Here is a 19,337-nt window from a genome sequence, read left to right on the forward strand (position 1 = left end):
CGCCGATCAGGCTGCTGCTCAACTCACCCGTTGAGGGCGTCGCGCCAGCGCAGCCACTTCTCGATGAGTGCGGTGTCGTACCTGTCGCCGGAGACGCCAATCGTGAACAGGGTGACGCCGCGCTCGTGGAGCCGGTCCGCCATCTTCTCGTCACGGTTCCGGATCTCGTTCGAGAGCTCGATCTCGCTCACGTCGCGGCCGACCGCCTCGCCGTGCTCGCGGAGCACGGCGAGCTTGTGGTCCAGGGTCTCGGGATCAGCGAAGCTGTGCCAGATGTCGGCGTGCTGCGCGACGATGCGCAGGGTCTTCTTCTCGCCTGCGCCGCCGATCATCACGGGGATGTCGCGGATGGGCGGCGGGTTGAGCTTCGCCCACCGCGCCTCGATCCGTGGCATTGCCTCGGCAAGCGCGGCCAGCCGCGTGCCAGGGGTGCCGAACTCATAGCCGTACTCGTCGTAGTCGCGCTCGAACCACCCGGCGCCAGTGCCGAAGATGAACCGGCCGCCGCTGATGTGGTCGAGGGTCCGCGCCATGTCGGCCTGCAGGTCGGCGTTGCGGTAGCTGTTGCAGTTCACGAGCGTGCCGAGCTCGACGCGGGAGGTGAGCTCGGCCCATGACCCGAGCATCGTCCACGCCTCGTAGTGCAGCCCGTCGGGGTCGCCGTTCAGCGGGAAGAAGTGGTCCCAGTTGAACAGGATGTCGACGCCGAGGTCCTCCAGCTCCCGCACCCGGTCGCGGAACGCCGAGTATGGGGCGTGCTGCGGCTGAAGCTGGACACCGATGCGGACGGGACGCGAAGACACCATCCGTCAAGCCTACGAGGAGGTCAGCGCACTCCCTGCAGACATCCAGGTCAGTCGGCGGGCAGGCCCCGCACGAGGCGACCGAGCTCCGTGCCGGCGTTGTCGAGCAGCACCAGCTCATCGTCCACCATGCCGGCGAGCGCCGTCGCCGACATCCAGGTGCCGACCGGGGCGCCCTCGCAGTAGATCAGCGTAGACGCACCGGCAGTCGCGATCAGGTTCCCATCCACCGTCGCGGCCCAGCGGCCTCCGTGGCCGTTGCACCCGTCGGAACCCGACCAGGTGCCGTCAGCCGCGAGCTCGATGAACGGCTCGGTGGTCGGCTGCTCCGCCTCGTCGCCCTCGGCCGGCGGGACAACCGGGAGCCACCGGCCCACCAGCTCCTCCACGGGCTCGAGTCCGGCCGGAAGCGATGCCGGGACCGCGAAGAGCGCCTCGACCTCGGGCGTCACCTCCGGTGCTTCGCGGATGCTCGAGTCGAGTCCGGGCGTCTCCGGTGGCGTGCCGTCGATCGTCAGCGTCGCGACGGTCGTCCCATCGGCATCCAGCAGCTCGTAGCCACCCTCCGTCTCGGTGAACTCCGTCACGGACGTCAGCCAGGGCACCATCGGCGGACCCTCCAGCATGGTGCACTCCGGCCAGCCGTGCGCGGCATCCGGGCTCGCGATCAGCAGCGAGCCGGACGCACGGAACGACCCGAACACCACAGCGCACTCGTGCCACAGCACGAACTCGTGAACGCCGAACTTCAGCCACGTGTCCTCGTCCTCGCCCTCGGCCCCGGACACGCGCCACACATCGAGCAGACCGACGGCGTCCACCTCGCTCCCTCCCCCGTTCCCCGGCGCGGCACTCAGCGGGGGGTCCGCGGTCGCCGCGCATCCGCTCAGCAGCAGTCCGGCGACGACGGTCGCGGCGCCGGCACCCAGGGTCCACACACGTCTCATGACTCTCACGGTAGGAGTGCGCCGAGCAAAGCACCACCCAACGTTCGGCGCGTTTCGGGCGTCGCCGGCACCCGTGCACCCTCCGCGAATTGCGGCAGCTCGTGGCTTGAGGCGCGCCGCGCCGGCGATTCGCCGCAACTCGCGGCGTTCCGCGAGGTCAGCGGCCGAGCATGCGCTGCAGCGCGGCGAGATCCTCTTCGCTCGGCTGGCCGGCGCCCGCGCCTGCCCCGAGTCCGAATCCGGAGCCGGCCGCCGCACCGGTCGGCTTGACCGCGCTCGCCTTGGCGGCGTTCTCCGCCGCCCGCTTCGCCGGGTTGCCGGAGCGGGACCCGCCGCCCTTCTTCTGCTGCTTCTTGTTCTTGCCGCCCGAGAACTTCTGCCCGGGCACGGGACCCATGCCGGGGATGTTCGGCACCCCGCCGCGGGCGACGGTCTTCATCATCTTGGCCGCCTGCTCGAACCGCTGGACGAGCCCGTTGACGTCGGTCACCGTCATCCCCGAGCCGCGGGCGATGCGGAGGCGCCGGCTGCCGTTCAGCAGCTTGGGGTTCCGGCGCTCCGCCGGGGTCATGGACTGGATGATCGCCTCGGTGCGCACCAGCTCGCGCTCGTCGAAGTTCTCCAGCTGCTCGCGCATCCCCTTCGCGCCGGGGAGCATGCCGAGCATCCCCTTCAGCGAGCCCATCTTCTTGAGCTGCTGCATCTGCGAGAGGAAGTCCTCGAGGGTGAACGTGTCGGTCGCGAACTTCTCCGCGACCTTGAGGGCCTCCTCCTCGTCGAACGCCTTCTGCGCCTGCTCAATGAGGGTGAGCACGTCACCGAGGTCGAGGATGCGGCTCGCCATGCGGTCGGGGTAGAACGGCTCGAAGTCGTCCAGCCGCTCACCGGTGGAGGCGAAGATGATCGGGCGGCCGGTGACGCTCGCCACAGACAGCGCCGCGCCGCCCCGGGCGTCGCCGTCGAGCTTCGTCAGCACGACGCCGCTGAAGTCCACGCCGTCCTGGAAGGCCTTGGCCGTCGCCACTGCGTCCTGGCCGATCATCGCGTCGAGGACGAACAGCACCTCGTCCGGGTCGATGGCGCGCTTGATGTCGGCGGCCTGCCGCATCAGCTCCTGGTCGACACCGAGGCGCCCGGCGGTGTCGACGATGACCACGTCATGCTGGCGGTCGCGGGCGTACTTCATCGCGTCCTTGGCGACCCTCACGGGGTTGCCGACACCGTTTCCCGGCTCCGGCGCGAACACCGGCACGCCCGCCTGCCCGCCGACGATCTGCAGCTGCTGCACGGCGTTCGGGCGCTGCAGGTCGGCCGCGACGAGGATCGGCGTGTGGTTCTGGCCTGCCAGCCACTTCGCGAGCTTTCCGGCGAGTGTGGTCTTTCCGGCACCCTGCAGGCCGGCCAGCATGATGACGGTGGGCGGCTGCTTCGCGAACTCCAGCCGGCGCTGCTGCCCGCCGAGGATGCCGATGAGCTCCTCGTTGACGATCTGCACCACCTGCTGCGCGGGGTTCAGCGCACGATTCACCTCGTCGCCGAGGGCGCGCTCGCGCACCCGGCCGGTGAACTGCTTGACGACGTCCAGGTTGACGTCGGCGTCCAGCAGCGCGCGGCGGATCTCGCGGACGGTGCCGTCGACATCCGCGGGGCTCAGCTTTCCCTTGGTGCGGAGGTTGCTGAAGGTCGCGACGAGGCGGTCGGAGAGTGTCCCGAAAGTGGCCATGGTCCCGACAGTTTAGCCGCCGTACGGTTGGGTCATGCCCGTTCTCCCTTACGGCGACACGTCGCCGCACGTGTCCGAGTCCGCCTGGATCGCGCCCACCGCGATGGTGATCGGGGATGTGGTGGTGGGCGACGCGGCGAGCCTCTTCTACGGGGCGGTGCTGCGAGGCGACACCGACGCCATCCGGATCGGCGAGGGCAGCAACCTCCAGGACAACGTGGTCGTGCACTGCGATCGCGGTTCACCGGCGACCGTCGGCGCCCGGGTCAGCGTCGGGCACGCCGCGGTGCTGCACGGCTGCACCGTCGAGGACGACTGTCTCATCGGGATGGGCGCCATCGTGATGAATGGTGCGGTCGTCGGACGGGAGTCGCTCGTGGCGGCCGGTGCCGTGGTGCCGCAGGACGCGGTCATCCCTCCGCGCTCCCTCGTCGCCGGGGTGCCGGGCAAGGTGCGCCGGGAGCTCACCGACGAGGAAGTGGAGAGCGTCCGGCAGAACGCCGTCCGCTACCTCGAGTACGCGAACAACCACGCGCAGATCGGCCGAGGCCCTAGCTGAGCAGTGCCACCAGGCTCACGAAGGCCAGGAACACGCACGGCACCAGGATCGCCAGGGAGACGACCCCGGCTGCCCGCGTTCCGCGGTGCAGCGTCGCCCAGACGCCGGCGATCAGCCCCAGCACGGTTGCCGCGATCCCGAACGGGCCGAAGACCCGGCCGACCTCGGTCGAGCCGCCCATCCCCATGAACAGGATCACGACGAAGATCGTGATGGCGAGCACCGAGAGCACCATCGCGGCGAGCGCCACCATCCGGAACAGCCGGCTCGGTTCCGGCGCCGGCCTGGTCACGTCAGCCGACCAGGTTCTGCACGAACACGTGGGGGGTGAAGCCGGTGAGGTCCCGGATCCCCTCCCCCTGACCGATCAGCTTGATCGGGATGCCGGTCTGCTCCTGCACCGCCAGCACGAAGCCGCCGCGAGCGGAGCCGTCGAGCTTCGTCAGCACCAGCCCGGTCACCCCGGCGTGCTGCACGAACGCCTGCGCCTGCGCCAGCCCGTTCTGCCCGGTGGTGGCGTCGAGCACCAGCAGCACCTCGGCGATGGGCGTCAGCTTCTCCACCACCCGGCGGATCTTCGACAGCTCGTCCATCAGGCCGGCCTTGGTCTGCAGCCGCCCCGCCGTGTCGATGAGCACGATCTCGTAGCCCTCGCGCTGCGCCTTCTCGACCGTCTGGTAGGCGACGGAGGCCGGATCCTGCCCCTCGTGCTGCGGCCGGACGATCTGCGCCCCGCCTCGCTCCGTCCAGGTCGCGAGCTGCTCCACCGCGGCGGCGCGGAAGGTGTCCGCCGCGCCGACCAGCACGCTGCGGTCGAAGTTGCGCAGGAACTTCGCGAACTTGCCGATCGTGGTCGTCTTCCCGACGCCGTTCACCCCGACGACCAGCACGACGGCGGGCCGGTTGCTCAGGGTGAGCGTGGAGTTCAGGCGGGAGAACCGCTCCTCGAGCGTCTCGCGGAGCATGCGTTTGAGATCCGCGGGGTCGGTGGTGCGGTGCCGCTCCACGTTGTCGCGGAGGTCGTCCATGATCTCGTCGGTGATGTCCGGGCCGAAGTCGGCCATGATGAGCGCGGCCTCGAGGTCGTCCCAGGTCTCCTCGTCGATGGTCTTCTTGGCGAACATGCCCCGGAGCGCGCCCGAGAGGGACCAGGGGGTGCGTTCAGCCATGACTCCAGGCTAGACGACGGACGGAATCCGCCCGGTGCGGCGACCGGAGTGCGCCCGCCGTTGCCTGAGAGTGCCCAGGAAGCCACACCCGCGACCCGCTTCCGGCCAATAGTGTCGGGCCGATGACGGTAATCGGCTTCCACGCATCCCACGAGCAGATCACACCGCGGCAGCTGCTGCACGACGTGAAGCACGCCGAACAGGCGGGCTTCGACGCGGCCATGTGCTCCGACCACATCGCGCCCTGGAGCGACCGGCAGGGCGAGTCGGGGTTCGCCTGGTCATGGCTCGGAGCGGCGCTCGAGGCGACGAACTTGAAGCTCGGAGTCGTGAACGCGCCGGGTCAGCGCTACCACCCGGCGATCATCGCGCAGGCGATCGCGACCCTCGGGCAGATGTACCCCGGCCGGTTCTGGGCGGCGCTCGGCAGCGGGGAGAACGCCAACGAGCACATCACCGGCGACTCCTGGCCGCGCAAGGAGCAGCGCAACGCCCGCCTGCGCGAATGCGTCGACATCATCCGCGACCTGCTCGCCGGCAAGGAGGTCTCGCATGACGGCTTCGTCACCGTCGATCGGGCCCGCCTCTACACTCTGCCCACCACCCAGCCGCCCCTGATCGCACCCGCCGTGTCACCGGAGACCGCAGGCTGGGCGGCTGAGTGGGCCGACGGTCTCGCCACCATCAATGCGGAGCAGAACGCCGTGGCCAAGGTCATCGACGCGTACCGGTCGGCCGGCGGGCGCGGTCCGGTTGTGCTGCAGGTGCACGTCAGCTACGCCGCCGACGATGAGCGCGCCCTCGCGATCGCGTACGACCAGTGGCGGTCGAACGTCTTCTCGCCCCCGCTCTGCTGGGATCTCGAGACGGTCGAGCAGTTCGACGAGGCCTCGAAATTCGTGCAGCCGGATGATGTGCGGTCGAGCGTGCTCGTATCGTCGAGCCCGGCCGAGTTCGTCGACCGGCTCGCGTCGTATGTCGCTCTCGGAGTCGACGAGGTCTACCTGCACCACGTCGGGAAGGAGCAGTCCGAGTTCCTCGACGTGTTCGGCGAGCAGGTGCTCCCCCAGCTGCGGGAGGCCACCGCATGAGAGTCACCGACACGAGTGACCTGTGGTGGAAGACGGCGGTGGTCTACTGCCTCGACGTCGAGACGTATATGGACTGGAACGGCGACGGCTGCGGCGACCTCGAGGGGCTCGCCCACCGGCTCGACTACCTCGCCGAGCTGGGCGTCACCTGCATCTGGCTGATGCCCTTCTACCCGTCGCCCGACCGGGACGACGGCTATGACATCACCGACTACTACGGCGTGGACGCCCGGCTCGGGCACCACGGCGACCTCGTCGAGGTGATCCGAACGGCCAAGGACCGCGGGATGCGTGTGATCGCCGACCTGGTGGTCAATCACACGTCGGACCAGCATCCATGGTTCGTCTCGGCCCGATCGAGCCGTGAGTCGCCGTTCCGGGATTTCTACGTCTGGGCGGACGAGCCGCCGGCGAAGCAGCCGGAGCCGGTGTTCCCGGATCAGGAGGACAGCCTCTGGGAGTACGACAAGAAGACGAAGCAGTACTACCTGCACAACTTCTACAAGCACCAGCCCGACCTTAACGTCGCGAACCCGAGGGTGCGCGAGGAGATCGCGAAGGTGATCGGCTTCTGGATGGAGCTTGGGATCAGCGGGTTCCGGGTGGACGCCGTGCCGTTCTTCATCGAGCAGCCCGGCTTCGAGGGGCCGCACGACTATCTCCGGTCCTTGCGCTCCTACATCGGCCGGCGCAGCGGCGAGGGCGTGCTGCTCGGCGAGGTGAACCTGCCGTACGAGGATCAGCTGAAGTACTTCGGCGGCCTCGATGCGGACGATGAGCTCACCATGCAGTTCGACTTCGTCGGCATGCAGCAGATCTATCTCTCTCTCGCCCGGGAGGACGCCACACCGCTCGCCGACACCCTCGCCGCGAGACCGGCGCTGCCTGAGGTGGCGCAGTGGGCGAACTTCCTGCGCAACCATGACGAGCTCACCCTCGACAAACTGACCGAGGACGAGCGCCAGGAGGTGTTCGACGCCTTCGCGCCCGAGGAGCGGATGCAGGTCTACGGTCGTGGCATCGTGCGCCGGCTCCCGCCGATGCTGCACGGGGATCCCCGCCGCATCCGGATGGCCTACAGCCTGCTCTTCTCACTGCCAGGGACCCCGGTGCTGTTCTACGGCGAGGAGATCGGGATGGGCGAGAACCTCGACCTGCCGGGACGCACGTCGGTGCGCTCGCCGATGCAGTGGACGTCCGGCGCGAACGGCGGATTCTCGAAGGCGGACCCGGAAGACCTCGTGGCTCCGGTGACGGGGGACGGGTTCGCGCCCTCGCACGTCAACGCCTCGCAGCAGCGGCACGACGAGGGCTCGCTGCTGAACTTCATACGATTGCTGATCCAGTGCTACCGCAACTCGCCGGAGATCGGGTGGGGCCGGTTCACGGTGCTCGAACAGCCCGATCGGGCCGTGCTGGCGCATCAGATCGAGAACGGTCAGGGGCGGTTGGTTGCGCTGCACAACTTCGCGCCGGAGCCCGCCACCGTGCGCTTGGAGCTGGAGGACGTCGAGCCCGGGACCGTGGTCACCAGCCTGCTCGACGCAGACGAATACACCTGGCCCGAGGAGGGACCGTTCGAGCAGCCGCTCGACGGCTACGGGTACCGCTGGCTGCGGGTGATCCGTCCCGGCGACCAGCGGCTCACCTGATTCCCCGCTCTGAGGTCGCGGAAGAGTGGCGCTGTGGAGCCGTTCCATTACGTGACCCGACGCCCCGGCGGTCCCGCTGGGCGGTTCGTCGAGGCGGTCTGGTGGGCGCGCGGGAGCCTGCGGGTCGAGTCGGAGCGGGTGGCGCCGACCGGATCGACGGTGCTCGGCATCGTGCTCGGACCGCCGATCGAGCAGACGCCGCGGAACGGCCGCGGCGAGACGCATCGCGGAGCGACCGGCTTCCTCATCGGACCGCACGACGAGCCGATCGTGAACCGGCCGAGCGGCGAGACGTGGTGCGTCGGGATCGTGACGACGCCGTTCGGCTGCCGCGCCGCACTCGGGATCGATCCGCAGCCGCTTCGCGGCCGGGTCGTCGGAGCGGAGGCGTGGGCGCCGTTCGGGGAAGTGCGGGAGGCGTTGCGTGCCGCCGCCGACCCCGGATCGGCATTGGAGGTCGTCGAGGGCGTGCTCGACCTCGGGGCTCTTGCGGTTCCAGGAGTCGACCGCGTGGAACAGGCCGTCGAGCTTCTGACCGAGGACCCGGCGCAGCCGATCGGCGACCTCGCGGAGCGGCTCGGCGTCTCACACGAGCACCTGGATCGCGAGTTCGCCCGGATCGTGGGGCTCGGACCGCGCACGCTCGCGCGCATCCTCCGCATGCGGGCCCTGCTCCACTCGATCGACGTCTTCGGCACGGTGGCCTGGACCGACCGGGCAGCAGAGCTGGGCTGGTTCGACCAGGCGCACCTCATCCGGGATTTCAGGAAGCTGACCGGCATGTCGCCGTCCGCGTACGTGGCCGCCTATCGGGCCGTCTACGCACCAGGCGAGGACGAGCCGGGGTTCGCGCCGGACGTTCCGGCCCGAGGTCAATTCCGTCCAATCCCCCGGCCCACCGGCGGCCATAGCGTGCGGTCATGACCGAAGCCTTCTCCGCCAGCACCAACGTCGCGGCGCCGCCCGAGCGGGTCTGGGCGACGATCACCGACTGGTCACGCGCCCCTGAGTGGATGCCGGGCACCAGCTCATTCCGGCTGGAGGGGCCGCTCCGGCCCGGAACGGTGCTGCACTACACCGCACGAGGCAAGGAGCGCACGAGCACCGTCACGGCTGTGGCGCCCGAGCGGTCGCTGACGCTGGCGTCGACCGTCGGCAAGGTGCACGCCGCCTACACGTACGTCCTCACGCCGGCGGCCGGCGGTACGCGCGTCGATCTCACGGCCGACGTCCGCACCTCGGGCGCGATGCGGCTGCTCGCCCGGGTCATCCGCGCGGCGATCGCGAAGGCGGACTCCGGCCAGCTCGACCGCCTGAAGCGTCTCATCGAATCCCTGCATCCCGCCTGATCGTGATCGGCTCGCGGAACGGCCGGCGGCGTCAGCTGGCGCGCTCGTCGGGCTGCACCACGCGTTGGCCGACGACGGCGCTGACACCGTCCTGCCGCATGGAGACGCCGTAGAGGGCATCGGCGATCTCCATGGTCCGCTTCTGATGCGTGATGACGATGAGCTGTGAGCTCTGCCGGAGGTCCTCGAAGATCGTCAGCAGCCGGCCGAGGTTCGCGTCATCGAGCGCGGCCTCCACCTCATCCATGATGTAGAACGGGCTCGGCCGTGCCTTGAAGATCGCGATCAGCAGGGCCACCGCCGCGAGCGAACGCTCGCCGCCGCTCAGCAGCGACAGCCGCTCGATCTTCTTGCCGGCCGGCTTCACCGTGACCTCGATGCCGGTCGTCAGCATGTCGTCCGGATTCGTGAGCTGCAGGCTGCCGGAGCCACCAGGGAACAGCACCGGGAACACCTGGTCGAACGCCGCCTTCGTGTCTTCGAACGCGGCGCCGAAGATGTCCTGCATCCGCTCGTCGAGCTCCTCGATGATCTTCAGCAGATCACGGCGGGTGTTCGTAAGATCGCTCAGCTGCTCCGTGAGGAACTTGTGGCGCTGCTCCAGCGCCGCGAACTCCTCGAGCGCCAGCGGGTTCACCCGGCCGAGCTGGGCGAGCTTCCGCTCGGCACGTGCGAGCCGCGCCTCCTGATCGGCGCGCACGAAGGGGATGCCGGTTGCGGGTTCGGTGCCGGTCGCTGAGCTTGTCGAAGCGTCCGCATCCGAGTTCCTCGTGTCGGTCGCTTCGGTGAGCTCAGGGACGGAGGTTCCCTCTTCCGGCACCTGCACCTCGGGACCGTACTCGGCGACGAGCACGTCCTCGACGAGGCCGAGCTCCGCGCCGGCACGCTCCAGGAGGCTGGACAGCTGCAGCTTCTTCTCGTAGATCTGCATCTCGAGGCCGTGGACGTTCTCGCTGACCGCAGCCAGTCGCTCCCGCAGTTCCGCCTCGGTGCGGCGAAGCTGCGACAGCTCCTCGTTCTGCGCGCTCCGCTCGGACTCGGCAGCGGCGAGCCGCACCCGCGCCTCGGAGACCGACCGGTCGACCGAGTCCAGCACGGCCGGGAGGCTTTGGAGCACGGAGGTCGCCGTCGCGATCTGGCGCGCCCGGATCACCGCGAGCCGCGCCTGCTCCTCCGCGGCGGCCCGCTCCGCCTCACGGCGCTGCTCGAGCGAGTCGGCGCGCGCAACCTCGGCACGGACCCGCTCCCTGGCCGTCTCCAGCTGGATGCGGCATTCGAGCTCCGCCGCCCGGGCTGCCTCCAGCTCGCCGACCAGCCCGTCCCGGGCGGACGCGTCGAGGATCGGACGCGGCCGGGCGGCGTAGGCGTCGCGTTCGGCTGCGGCCGACTCCACCGCGGCCTCGGCGAGGTGGACGGCCTCACCCGAGAGCTCCACCGTAGACCTCAGCCGCTCCCACTCCGCCTGCGCCGCCTCGAACTGCCCGCGGGCGCGGGAGAGCCGCTGGCTGTGCTCCGCGAGCCGGGCGTCAAGGTCCCGCAGTGCGGCGAGCGCCGCGGCCGCCGACGATTTCGCCTCGGACAGCGCCTCGCGGCGTTCGGCGAGCAGTGTCCGGCTCGACTCGATCCGGATGGAGACGTCGGCGAGGCGCTCGGCTGCGGCATCCCGCTCGGCGACGAGCTCCAGCCGGCTGCGCTTCGCTCCGCTGCCGCCACGCAGCACGTAGCGGGTCAGCACATCGCCGGTGCGGGTGAGGATCGTGGCGTCGGTGTCCTTCCCGAGCGCTGCCCACGCGGTGCGGGCGGCGTCGAGGTCGTCGGCGATGAGCGTTCCGGCGAGGAGCCCAAGCACCCCGGCGGGCGCCGCGACGACGTCGCTCGCCCTGCGGACCCCGTCGGGCAGCTGGAGTGCGGGCTCGGATCGGCCGCCCTCCGCGGCGAGCACCAGCTCCACCCGGCCGAGATCGTGCGTGCGGGTGTGCGCGAGCGCCTCGAGCCCTGCGGTCCGGTCCTCCGCGAGCACGGCGTCGGAGAGGGATCCGAGGGCCGCGGCGATCGCCGTCTCGAAGCCCGGCTCCACGCGGACGTGCTCGGCGACGAGCCCGCGCACGCCGGCCAGGTTCGCCGCGACGAGGTCCGTCGACCCGTCGCGCTGATCGACGGCCGAGCTGAGGGCGGAGTTGCGGGCGGCGAGGGCGTCCCGCTCGCGTTCCAGCGTGTGCAGCTCGTCGCGCAGCGCCTCGATCTCCGTCTGCAGTTCCGCGACGCGCGCTTCCGCGCTCTCGTGGGCGTCGTCCAGGCCATCTGCGGAGGCGTCGGCATCGTCGTCGTCGACGGCGTACTCGTCCTCCAGCGTGTCGAGCGCCGCCCGGCTGTCATTCCGCCGCGCTTCGGCCTGCTCGAGTGCGGCGCGCTGCCGGGCCGCCTCTCCCCGGACGGCCGCGAGCTTCGACTGCGCGACGTCGACCGCGCTGCCGAGCCTCGCCAGCGCGAGGTCGTGCTGGGAGACGAGGGCGCTCTGGGCGCTGATCTCCTCGTCGAGGGAGTCCAGGCTCGCCTTCGCGGTGGCGGTCTGCGCCGCGGCTCGGCCCACCTGCTGCTCTGCGGCGGCGACGTCCGCGCGGAGCCGGTCGGCCTCGTCCCGCGCCTCCGCGACCATCTGCGCGGTCACCGTCGGACCGGTGCCCGGGGTCTCCACCTGGGAGCCGAGCAGGGCGAGCTTCTGGTTCGCGAGTCCGTAGAGCGAGCGCAGACGCTCCTGCACCTGCTCCAGCCCGAAAGCGGTCCGACGAGCGGTGTCGACAGCGTCGCCGACCATGGCCTGCTCGATCCGGCTCACCCGCAGGCGCGCCTGGTCCAGCTGCTCCTGCAGCACGATCCGCTCGCTCTTGCGCTCATGCTCGCTGCGGGTGAAGTCGCCGAGGGCGGTGCGCAGCTGCACCACATCGTCGGCCAGCAACCGCGCCTTCGCGTCGCGCGCGACTGCGGCGATCGCCTGCGCCTCTCGGGCGATCTCCGCCTGGTGCCCCAGCGGCTTCAGCTGACGGCGGATCTCACCCGCCAGGTCGCTCAGCCGGGTCAGGTTGGTCTGCATCGCGTCCAGCTTGCGGAGCGTCTTCTCCTTGCGCCGGCGGTGCTTCAGGATGCCGGCCGCCTCCTCGATGAAGCCGCGGCGCTCCTCTGGGGTGGCGTGGAGCACGGCGTCGAGCTGGCCCTGCCCGACGATGACGTGCATCTCGCGACCGAGACCGGAGTCGCTCAGCAGCTCCTGCACGTCCAGCAGCCGGCAGGTCTCGCCGTTGATGGCGTACTCGCTGCCTCCGTTGCGGAACAGGGTGCGGCTGATCGTCACCTCGGTGTACTCGATCGGCAGGGCGCCGTCGGAGTTGTCGATCGTGAGCACCACCTCGGCGCGGCCAAGGGGTCCCTTCGTGGCCGTCCCGGCGAAGATGACGTCCTCCATCTTGCCGCCGCGAAGGGTCTTCGCCCCCTGCTCCCCCATCACCCAGGCGAGCGCGTCGACGACGTTGCTCTTGCCGGATCCGTTCGGGCCGACGACGCAGGTGACGCCCGGCTCGAATGCGAAGGTCGTCGGCTGGGCGAAGGACTTGAAGCCCTTGAGGGTCAGGCTCTTCAGATACACGAGCCCTCCCGTCCATTACTCGCGCCGCTCGATGCGACTACGGTACCCGACACTCGACCGGCGCCCCGGCACCTCGCTAGGCTGGTCGGCTGCCGTCTTCAGCCGGCAGACAGCCCGACGAGGAGCCTTGATGGATGAGTTCACGATCGATGAGCTGACGATCCCCGCGAGCCTGGACGTCCCGGATGCGGACGACTTCCGCGCGACGGTGGCCGTCCGGAACGCCTGCGAGCGCGACGGGTACGGAACCGACGAGCTCTCGTACAGCGCCGAGGAGCTGCTGCCCGGCTGGCAGAACGTCGAGCACGAGCCGAAGCGGCTGCTCGCCGCGCGCGTACGCGGCGAGATCGTCGCCCGCGGGATCTACGAGACGCAGCCGAATGAGACAGAGTCCGCGTGGCTGCAGGTGCAGGTGCACCCCGACTACCGTGGGCTCGGAATCGGCACCGCCCTCTCCGACCGTCTGGAGGATCTGGCCGCTGAAGCTGGCAAGCGGAAGGTGATCGTGTACGCGGTCAGCAAGCAGGGGCCAGGCGAGCGTCTTGAGCCGCCGACCGGCTTCGGCTCCGTGCCGCTCGGCAACCCGGAGGTGCGCTTCCTGCTCGGCCGGGGCTACACCCTGGAGCAGGTCGAGCGCGGCAGCCGGCTGCCGCTGCCGATCGAGGAGCGTGCACTCGAGGAGCGTCTCGCCTCCGCATCGGCGGCGTCAGGGGCGGACTACCGGCTGCACACGTGGACCGACCGCACCCCGGAGCGGTGGCGCGAGGACATGGCGCTGCTTTTCACCCGGATGAGCACGGATGCGCCGACCGCCGGGCTGGAGGAGCCGGAGGACATCTGGACCGTCGAGCGCCTCGTCGCGACCGAGGAGAAGGAGGAGCAGAGCCCCCGGACCGCCCTCGCCGCGGCGGTCGAGCATGTGCCGTCCGGGCGGCTCGCGGGTTTCACCATCCTGTCGGTCCCCGCCGAGCTCGACCGTCCGGTGAGCCAGGAGGACACCCTCGTGCTCAGGGAGCACCGCGGCAAGCGCCTCGGAATGCTGTTGAAGGTGGCGAACCTGCTGCACCTGCAGCGCGAGCGGCCCGGACATCCGTCGGTGCTGACCTTCAACGCCGAAGAGAACCGGCACATGCTGAGCGTGAACGAGGCGGTGGGGTTCGCGCCGATGGCCTACGAGGGCGGCTGGAAGAAGGTGCTCGATGCGCCACCGCCGGACGTGGTGGTGCCGGAGGCCTAGTCCGCCGGTGCCCTGCGGACGCGGATGCGCTGGCAGAAGGCGCAGTAGTGCGAGCCGCGGTTCATGAAGGTGTCCCGGACGAGGAGACGCCCGCAGCGGGAGCACGGCTCCCCCTGCCGCCCGTAGGCGTTCAGCGAGTGCGAGAAATAGCCCGAGGCGCCGTTCACGTTGACGTACTGGGCGTCGAAGCTGGTGCCGCCCTCTGCCAGCGCCTTCCACAGCACCGCACGTACCTCGCCGAGCAGCAGCTTCGCGCGTGACCGGCTCAGCGACTCGGTCGGCTGGTCGTAGTGGATCCGGGCCGCCCAGAGCGCTTCGTCGGCGTAGATGTTCCCGATGCCGCTGATCAGCGTCTGGTCGAGGAGCGCCCGCTTCACACCGGTGCGGCGGCGGGCGAGTCCGGTCAGGAACGCGGCGTCGGAGAACAGCGGATCGAGCGGATCGCGCGCGATGTGCGCCACCTGGCTCGGGACGGTGTCACCGGGCACGCCGGTCGGGCGCAGCACGTCGAGCGCCATCGAGCCGAAGATCCGCTGGTCGGCGAAGTTCAGGCGGAGCGGTCCGTGAAGCGGGTGCTCGAGGTCGATGCGGATGCGGGTCTGCTTGTCTTCGACGCCGGGCTCGCGCAGCAGCACCTGCCCGCTCATCCCGAGGTGCACGACGAGCGCTTCGGTCCCGCCGGTACCTTCGACGGGCCCAGGGATCGCAGGCGCGAGCGGGATCCAGAGGAACTTCCCTCGGCGGCGCGGAACGAGCAGCCCACGGCCGGTGAGGCGGTCGACGAAGTCCTCCGACGGGCCGCGATGGCGGCGGAGCGATCGCTCGTCGCGCACCGTCACTCCGGTGACCCGTGCGCCGGTCACCGCCGGCTCGAGCCCGGCTCGCACCACCTCGACCTCTGGCAGCTCCGGCATCAGTGCTGATTCGACTTCAGAGCTGTGCGCGAGAGAGCAGCGTCCACGCCTCGAGCGCCGCGCCCATCTCTGCGTGCTTCTTGCTCGATCCGCTGCCCGTGGCGATGTCCTCGCCACCGAGGCTCACGGTCGCGTGGAACTTCTTGGAGTGGTCTGGCCCCGTGTCGGTCACCCGGTAGACGGGCACGTCGCGGCCGAGCTTCGCGGCGAGCTCCTGCAGGCTGGTCTTCGGATCCATCGCGGCGCCGAAGCGGTCCGGGTCCGCGAACAGCGGCTCGACCAGGCGAAGCACCAGCTGCCGGGCCTGCTCCGGTCCGGCGGAGAGGTAGGCGGCACCGAGGATCGCCTCCACGGTGTCCGCGAGGATGGAGGACTTCTCCCGCCCGCCGGTCAGCTCCTCGCCGCGACCGAGGCGGATATGTGCACCGAGCCCGATGCCGCGGGCGATCTCCGCGAGCGCGACGCTGCTCACGAGCGCCGCACGGCGCTTGGCCAGCTCGCCCTCGTCGACCGCGGGCAGCTCGGTGTAGAGCTTCACGGTCACCGCCTGGCCGAGGATCGCGTCACCGAGGAACTCGAGGCGCTCGTTGTGCGGAATCCCGCCGTTCTCGTACGCGAACGACCGATGCGTCAGGGCGAGCTCGAGCAGCGCGGGATCGATGTCGATCCCGAGCGCGCCGACGAGCGCCCCTCGATCGGGCAGCTCAGACACGGAGTCCCGTGCCGGCTCAGACGTCGGCGACCTTGCGGCCCTTGTACTCCAGGAACAGCGGGGTGCCCGCGGAGTCCTCGACGACCTTCGCGCGGTGCGGGAGGCTGTAGACGGTCTTGCCGTTCTCGATGGTCTTCACCAGGGTGGGCACTTCCGCCTTCCACTGCGAACGACGCGAGCGGGTGTTGGAGCGCGACTGCTTCCGCTTGGGAACGGCCATGGCTTATCTCTTCTCTTCCTGGGCACGGATCGTGTCCGAGTCGTCTGATGCGGTCCGGAAGCTCTCAAGCGCGGCCCAGCGAGGGTCGATCACCTCGTCGGGCACCGAACCATCCTTCAGGCGCTCCCCCGTCTCCGGGTCGAGTCCTGGGCAGTCCGGCCGGCAGACCGGCTGGAACGGCAGCGACAACACCACCGCATCCCGGACTACTGGTTCAAGATCCACGTGGTCGTCTTGAACCGTGTAGTCAAAAGCTTCGTCGACAGAATACGCGAAAAGCTCCTGGAACTCGACCTGGACGTCGAGGGTGAGGTCGTCGAGGCACCGGACGCACTGTCCTGCCGCCTGCGTGTCGAGCTCCGCGGTGGCCAGGATGCCGTCATGGAGGCTCTCGAGCCGCAGGTCGATGTGCAGCGGTGTACCGGGGTTCACGTGGACCACGCCCTCGCCGAGCTTCTCCGGGACGGTGAGGTCGATGGAGCTCTCGCGGTGCTCACCCGGGCGGTGGATGAGATCACGGACGAGAACGGAGTATGGGCTGGTCGGGGCACGCACGAGGGTCGAGTGTACGCGCCGCCGCTCGGCCGCGCCGGGATGTTCGCGGACGGCGAGAGCCCGGTGGCTGTGGAGCCGACGGAGGAGGCGTCTCGAAACCACCCCGACCGGTGGCTCGTGGTTTCGACACGCGCCGGCGCGCTCCTCAACCGCCGAGCACGCTGAGGGCCTCATCGATGAGCTGGAGCCCGCGGGCCGCCTCGTCGTCGGTGACCACGCAGGGCGGCACCACGTGCAAGCGGTTGTCGGCGGTGAACGGCAGCAGCCCGCGCGCGGTCAGCTCCGACTTCAGGGTGGCGATCTCGCCGGCGCCGACCGGCTCACGCGTCGCCCGGTCCGCGACCAGGTCGAGCGCCCAGAACACGCCGAGTCCGCGGACCTCTCCGATCACCTCATGCTTCTCGGCGAGGCCGGCGAGGCCCGGGCCGAGCACGTCCTCCCCGATCCGCTTCGCGTTCGCCACGATGCCCTCACGCTCCATGGCGTCGATGGAAGCCACGATCGATGCCGCGCCGAGCGGATGGCCGCTGTAGGTCAGTCCGCCCGGGAACATCCGGTCTTCGAACGCGTCGGAGATCTCCTCGCTCATCACCACCCCGCCGACCGGCACGTAGCCGGAGTTGCTGCCTTTCGCGAAGGTGATGAGGTCGGGCACGACGTCGAACGCGTGGAAGGCGAACCACTCCCCCGTGCGACCGAACCCGGCCATCACCTCGTCCAGGATGAGCTTGATGCCGTAGCGGTCCGCGATCGCGCGCACACCGGCGAGGTAGCCGGGCGGCGGCACGAGAATGCCGGCGGTGCCGGGCACGGTCTCGAGCAGGATCGCCGCGATGGAGGCTGGCCCCTCGGCCTGGATCACGCGCTCCAGATGCTGCAGCGCGCGCTCGCTCTCCTGCTCCGGGGTCTCGGCCCAGAACTCGGAGCGGTATAGGAACGGCCCGAAGAAGTGCACATGTCCGCGTGCGTACTCGTTCGGGATCCGCCGCCAGTCACCCGTCGAGACGATCGCCGCTCCGGTGTTGCCGTGGTACGAGCGGTAGGTGCTGAGCACCTTGTCCCTGCCCGTCGAGAGCCGCGCCATGCGGATCGCATTCTCGATCGCGTCCGCACCACCGTTGGTGAAGAACACGCGACGGAAGGATGGGCCGGCCTTCTCGAGGATCCGCTTCGCCGCCTCACCTCGGGCGAGATTCGCGTGGGCAGGTGCGACCGTGGCGAGCTGCCCCGCCTGCCGCTGGATCGCCTCGACGAGCGCCGGGTGACCGTGCCCGATGTTGACGTTCACGAGCTGGCTGGAGAAGTCGAGGTACTCGGTCCCGTCGTAGTCCCACACCGTCGTGCCCTTGCCGCCGGCGATCACGAGCGGTTTCAGCGCGCTCTGCACGCTCCAGGAGTGGAAGACATGCTCCCGGTCGAGCTCGTAGGCGCGGGCGCCGTCGGCAGGGTCGAGGTCAGCAGCGTTGCTCATGGAATCCATTCTGTCGTGAACCGGCCGCCGGTCGACGAGGCCGCCCGCGGCGATCGCGCCGGTCGACGAGCGCGCTAGGGGGCGCTCGCCGACCGGCGGATCGGGATGTTATTCGGCGAGCTCCCCGCCCTCCTGCAGCGTCACCTCGATGGGCTCGAAGTTCTCGCCGGTGACGTCGACGTCCTCACCCTCCAGCTCGTCCAGCGCCTGCTGGATCCACTCGTTGGTCATCGCGGTCTCCGGCGGCTCCTGGGTGATGATCCGCTCACCGTTCTCGTTGGTCGTCTCGAGTGAGAGCGCCACGGTCTGGTCCCACCGGTCTTGGGGAATGATCCCGATCCCGTCGGGCGAGGGCCAGATGAGCTTGTTGGTCTCGTTGACCATCCACAGCTCATGCCCCTCCGGCCAGGCGGACCCGGCGGCGCTCACGATGCTCGCCGCCTCCTCCGGGTTGTCCCGCGCGAAGGCCCAGCCTTTGATGACCGCCTTGAGGAAGGAGACGGTGGTCTCCTGATACTCCTCGTCGCTCTCGAGTCGAGCGGTGTCGGCCCAGATCGCGTCCTGCAGCATGGCCCCGCCGGTCTCCTCGTAGGAGATCACGTTGAAGTCGTCCTCGGTGTAGAGCTCACCGGTCTCCGGGTTCACGGACTCCAGCAGCTGGGCGTACTCGTTGTAGGTCATCGCCTGCGCGGCGTCGATGTCGCCCTGCAGGAACGCGTTCATGTTGAAATCCTGCGTGATGATCTCCACCGTCTGGGAGTCGAGCCCCTCCTCGGCCATCGCGCCGAAGATCTCCCACTCGTTGCCGAAGCCCCAGCTGCCGATCCGCTTCCCCTCGAAGTCGGCGACCGACTCGATGCCGCTGTCGGCGAAGGAGACCTGGAGAGTGCCGGAGCGCTGGAAGATCTGCGCGATGTTGGTGATGTTGGCGCCCTCTTCGATCGCACCGAGCACTTTCGGCACCCAGGCGATCGCGTAGTCGACGTCGCCGTCGATGAGCGGCGTCTGCGGCAGGATGTCCGCGCCGCCGGGAACGATCTCGACCTGCAGGCCCTCCTCTTCGAAGTAGCCCTGATCGATGGCGGCGAAGTATCCGGCGAACTGGCCCTGCGGCAGCCACTGCAGCTGCAGCCGCACCTCGGTGAGCTCGCCGTCGCCGCCGCCGCCGCCTCCTCCGCCGTCCGTTCCGCCGCCACCGCCCCCGCCTGCGCACGCTGACAGCACGAGTGCCGCGGACAGTCCGAGGCCGGCAAGGCCGGTTGCACGACGTCTGCTGTGAATCATGTCGTTTCCCT

The 19,337-nt window shown here is 69.8% G+C and carries 18 protein-coding genes; 6 read left to right on the forward strand and 12 right to left on the reverse strand.

Going from position 1 to position 19,337, the window contains the following annotated elements; translation table 11 throughout:
* Window positions 1–23: 23 nt before the first annotated feature.
* The 3 genes from ACFFGH_RS12370 to ffh all read right to left on the reverse strand — a co-directional run bounded on the left by ACFFGH_RS12370 (window position 24) and on the right by ffh (window position 3,473).
* The gene (locus ACFFGH_RS12370) at window positions 24–806 is read right to left on the reverse strand and encodes an LLM class F420-dependent oxidoreductase (protein ID WP_386668656.1); all 783 of its coding nucleotides are present in this window, start codon (window positions 804–806) and stop codon (window positions 24–26) included.
* A 47-nt stretch (window positions 807–853) separates the two neighbouring features.
* Window positions 854–1,750 carry an META domain-containing protein gene (locus ACFFGH_RS12375; protein ID WP_386668658.1) on the reverse strand — a complete coding sequence of 299 codons (897 nt, stop codon included), beginning with the start codon at window positions 1,748–1,750 and terminating at the stop codon, window positions 854–856.
* 157 nt (window positions 1,751–1,907) lie between these two features.
* Entirely contained in the window at window positions 1,908–3,473 is a 1,566-nt protein-coding gene (gene ffh / locus ACFFGH_RS12380; RefSeq protein WP_386668660.1) for a signal recognition particle protein, read from the reverse strand.
* A 34-nt stretch (window positions 3,474–3,507) separates the two neighbouring features.
* Between ffh and ACFFGH_RS12385 the strand changes: the two genes are divergently transcribed.
* Window positions 3,508–4,032, forward strand: a complete 525-nt coding sequence (locus ACFFGH_RS12385; RefSeq protein ID WP_386668662.1) for a gamma carbonic anhydrase family protein — start codon at window positions 3,508–3,510, stop codon at window positions 4,030–4,032.
* Here the strand turns inward: ACFFGH_RS12385 and ACFFGH_RS12390 are convergent.
* Together ACFFGH_RS12390 and ftsY are read right to left on the reverse strand one after the other, a co-directional pair.
* The gene (locus ACFFGH_RS12390) at window positions 4,025–4,324 is read right to left on the reverse strand and encodes a hypothetical protein (RefSeq protein WP_386668664.1); all 300 of its coding nucleotides are present in this window, start codon (window positions 4,322–4,324) and stop codon (window positions 4,025–4,027) included. The two genes, ACFFGH_RS12385 and ACFFGH_RS12390, sit on opposite strands and share 8 nt — an antisense overlap.
* Window position 4,325: 1 nt before the next feature.
* Window positions 4,326–5,201 (reverse strand): signal recognition particle-docking protein FtsY, encoded by an 876-nt coding sequence (gene ftsY, locus ACFFGH_RS12395; RefSeq protein ID WP_386668666.1) that lies wholly within the window; start codon window positions 5,199–5,201, stop codon window positions 4,326–4,328.
* A 122-nt stretch (window positions 5,202–5,323) separates the two neighbouring features.
* On the opposite strand from ftsY, the gene ACFFGH_RS12400 reads away from it, so the two are divergent.
* From ACFFGH_RS12400 to ACFFGH_RS12415, 4 genes are read left to right on the forward strand one after another with little or no spacing between them, the layout of a single operon-like run.
* A complete protein-coding gene (locus ACFFGH_RS12400; RefSeq protein ID WP_386668668.1) occupies window positions 5,324–6,292 on the forward strand; it encodes a TIGR03885 family FMN-dependent LLM class oxidoreductase in 969 nt (322 codons plus the stop codon).
* Window positions 6,289–7,944: an alpha-amylase family protein gene (locus ACFFGH_RS12405; RefSeq protein WP_386668670.1), complete on the forward strand. Its 1,656-nt coding sequence runs from the start codon at window positions 6,289–6,291 to the stop codon at window positions 7,942–7,944. The genes ACFFGH_RS12400 and ACFFGH_RS12405 overlap by 4 nt, the downstream gene beginning before the upstream one ends.
* 51 nt (window positions 7,945–7,995) lie before the next feature.
* Window positions 7,996–8,868: a helix-turn-helix domain-containing protein gene (locus ACFFGH_RS12410; RefSeq protein ID WP_386668672.1), complete on the forward strand. Its 873-nt coding sequence runs from the start codon at window positions 7,996–7,998 to the stop codon at window positions 8,866–8,868.
* Window positions 8,865–9,293: an SRPBCC family protein gene (locus tag ACFFGH_RS12415; RefSeq protein WP_386668674.1), complete on the forward strand. Its 429-nt coding sequence runs from the start codon at window positions 8,865–8,867 to the stop codon at window positions 9,291–9,293. The genes ACFFGH_RS12410 and ACFFGH_RS12415 overlap by 4 nt, the downstream gene beginning before the upstream one ends.
* Window positions 9,294–9,324: 31 nt before the next feature.
* Here the strand turns inward: ACFFGH_RS12415 and smc are convergent, their stop codons facing one another.
* Window positions 9,325–12,933 (reverse strand): chromosome segregation protein SMC, encoded by a 3,609-nt coding sequence (smc, locus tag ACFFGH_RS12420; protein WP_386668675.1) that lies wholly within the window; start codon window positions 12,931–12,933, stop codon window positions 9,325–9,327.
* Between the two features lie 130 nt (window positions 12,934–13,063).
* Between smc and ACFFGH_RS12425 the strand changes: the two genes are divergently transcribed.
* The gene (locus ACFFGH_RS12425) at window positions 13,064–14,170 is read left to right on the forward strand and encodes a GNAT family N-acetyltransferase (protein ID WP_386668677.1); all 1,107 of its coding nucleotides are present in this window, start codon (window positions 13,064–13,066) and stop codon (window positions 14,168–14,170) included.
* On the opposite strand, the gene mutM is transcribed toward ACFFGH_RS12425, so the two are convergent.
* From mutM to ACFFGH_RS12455, 6 genes are all read right to left on the reverse strand, one after another.
* Complete coding sequence (gene mutM / locus ACFFGH_RS12430) at window positions 14,167–15,084, reverse strand: bifunctional DNA-formamidopyrimidine glycosylase/DNA-(apurinic or apyrimidinic site) lyase (protein ID WP_386668679.1); 918 nt, start codon at window positions 15,082–15,084, stop codon at window positions 14,167–14,169. The genes ACFFGH_RS12425 and mutM overlap by 4 nt on opposite strands.
* A 16-nt stretch (window positions 15,085–15,100) precedes the next feature.
* Window positions 15,101–15,796: a ribonuclease III gene (gene rnc, locus ACFFGH_RS12435; RefSeq protein ID WP_386668681.1), complete on the reverse strand. Its 696-nt coding sequence runs from the start codon at window positions 15,794–15,796 to the stop codon at window positions 15,101–15,103.
* Between the two features lie 16 nt (window positions 15,797–15,812).
* Window positions 15,813–16,016: a 50S ribosomal protein L32 gene (gene rpmF, locus ACFFGH_RS12440; RefSeq protein ID WP_386668683.1), complete on the reverse strand. Its 204-nt coding sequence runs from the start codon at window positions 16,014–16,016 to the stop codon at window positions 15,813–15,815.
* Between the two features lie 3 nt (window positions 16,017–16,019).
* A complete protein-coding gene (locus ACFFGH_RS12445; RefSeq protein ID WP_386668685.1) occupies window positions 16,020–16,571 on the reverse strand; it encodes a YceD family protein in 552 nt (183 codons plus the stop codon).
* Between the two features lie 145 nt (window positions 16,572–16,716).
* Complete coding sequence (locus tag ACFFGH_RS12450) at window positions 16,717–18,042, reverse strand: aspartate aminotransferase family protein (protein ID WP_386668687.1); 1,326 nt, start codon at window positions 18,040–18,042, stop codon at window positions 16,717–16,719.
* Window positions 18,043–18,150: 108 nt separating this feature from the next.
* Window positions 18,151–19,326, reverse strand: a complete 1,176-nt coding sequence (locus tag ACFFGH_RS12455; RefSeq protein ID WP_386668689.1) for an ABC transporter substrate-binding protein — start codon at window positions 19,324–19,326, stop codon at window positions 18,151–18,153.
* Between the last annotated feature and the right edge of the window lie 11 nt (window positions 19,327–19,337).

Source organism: Lysobacter korlensis (genome assembly GCF_042434515.1).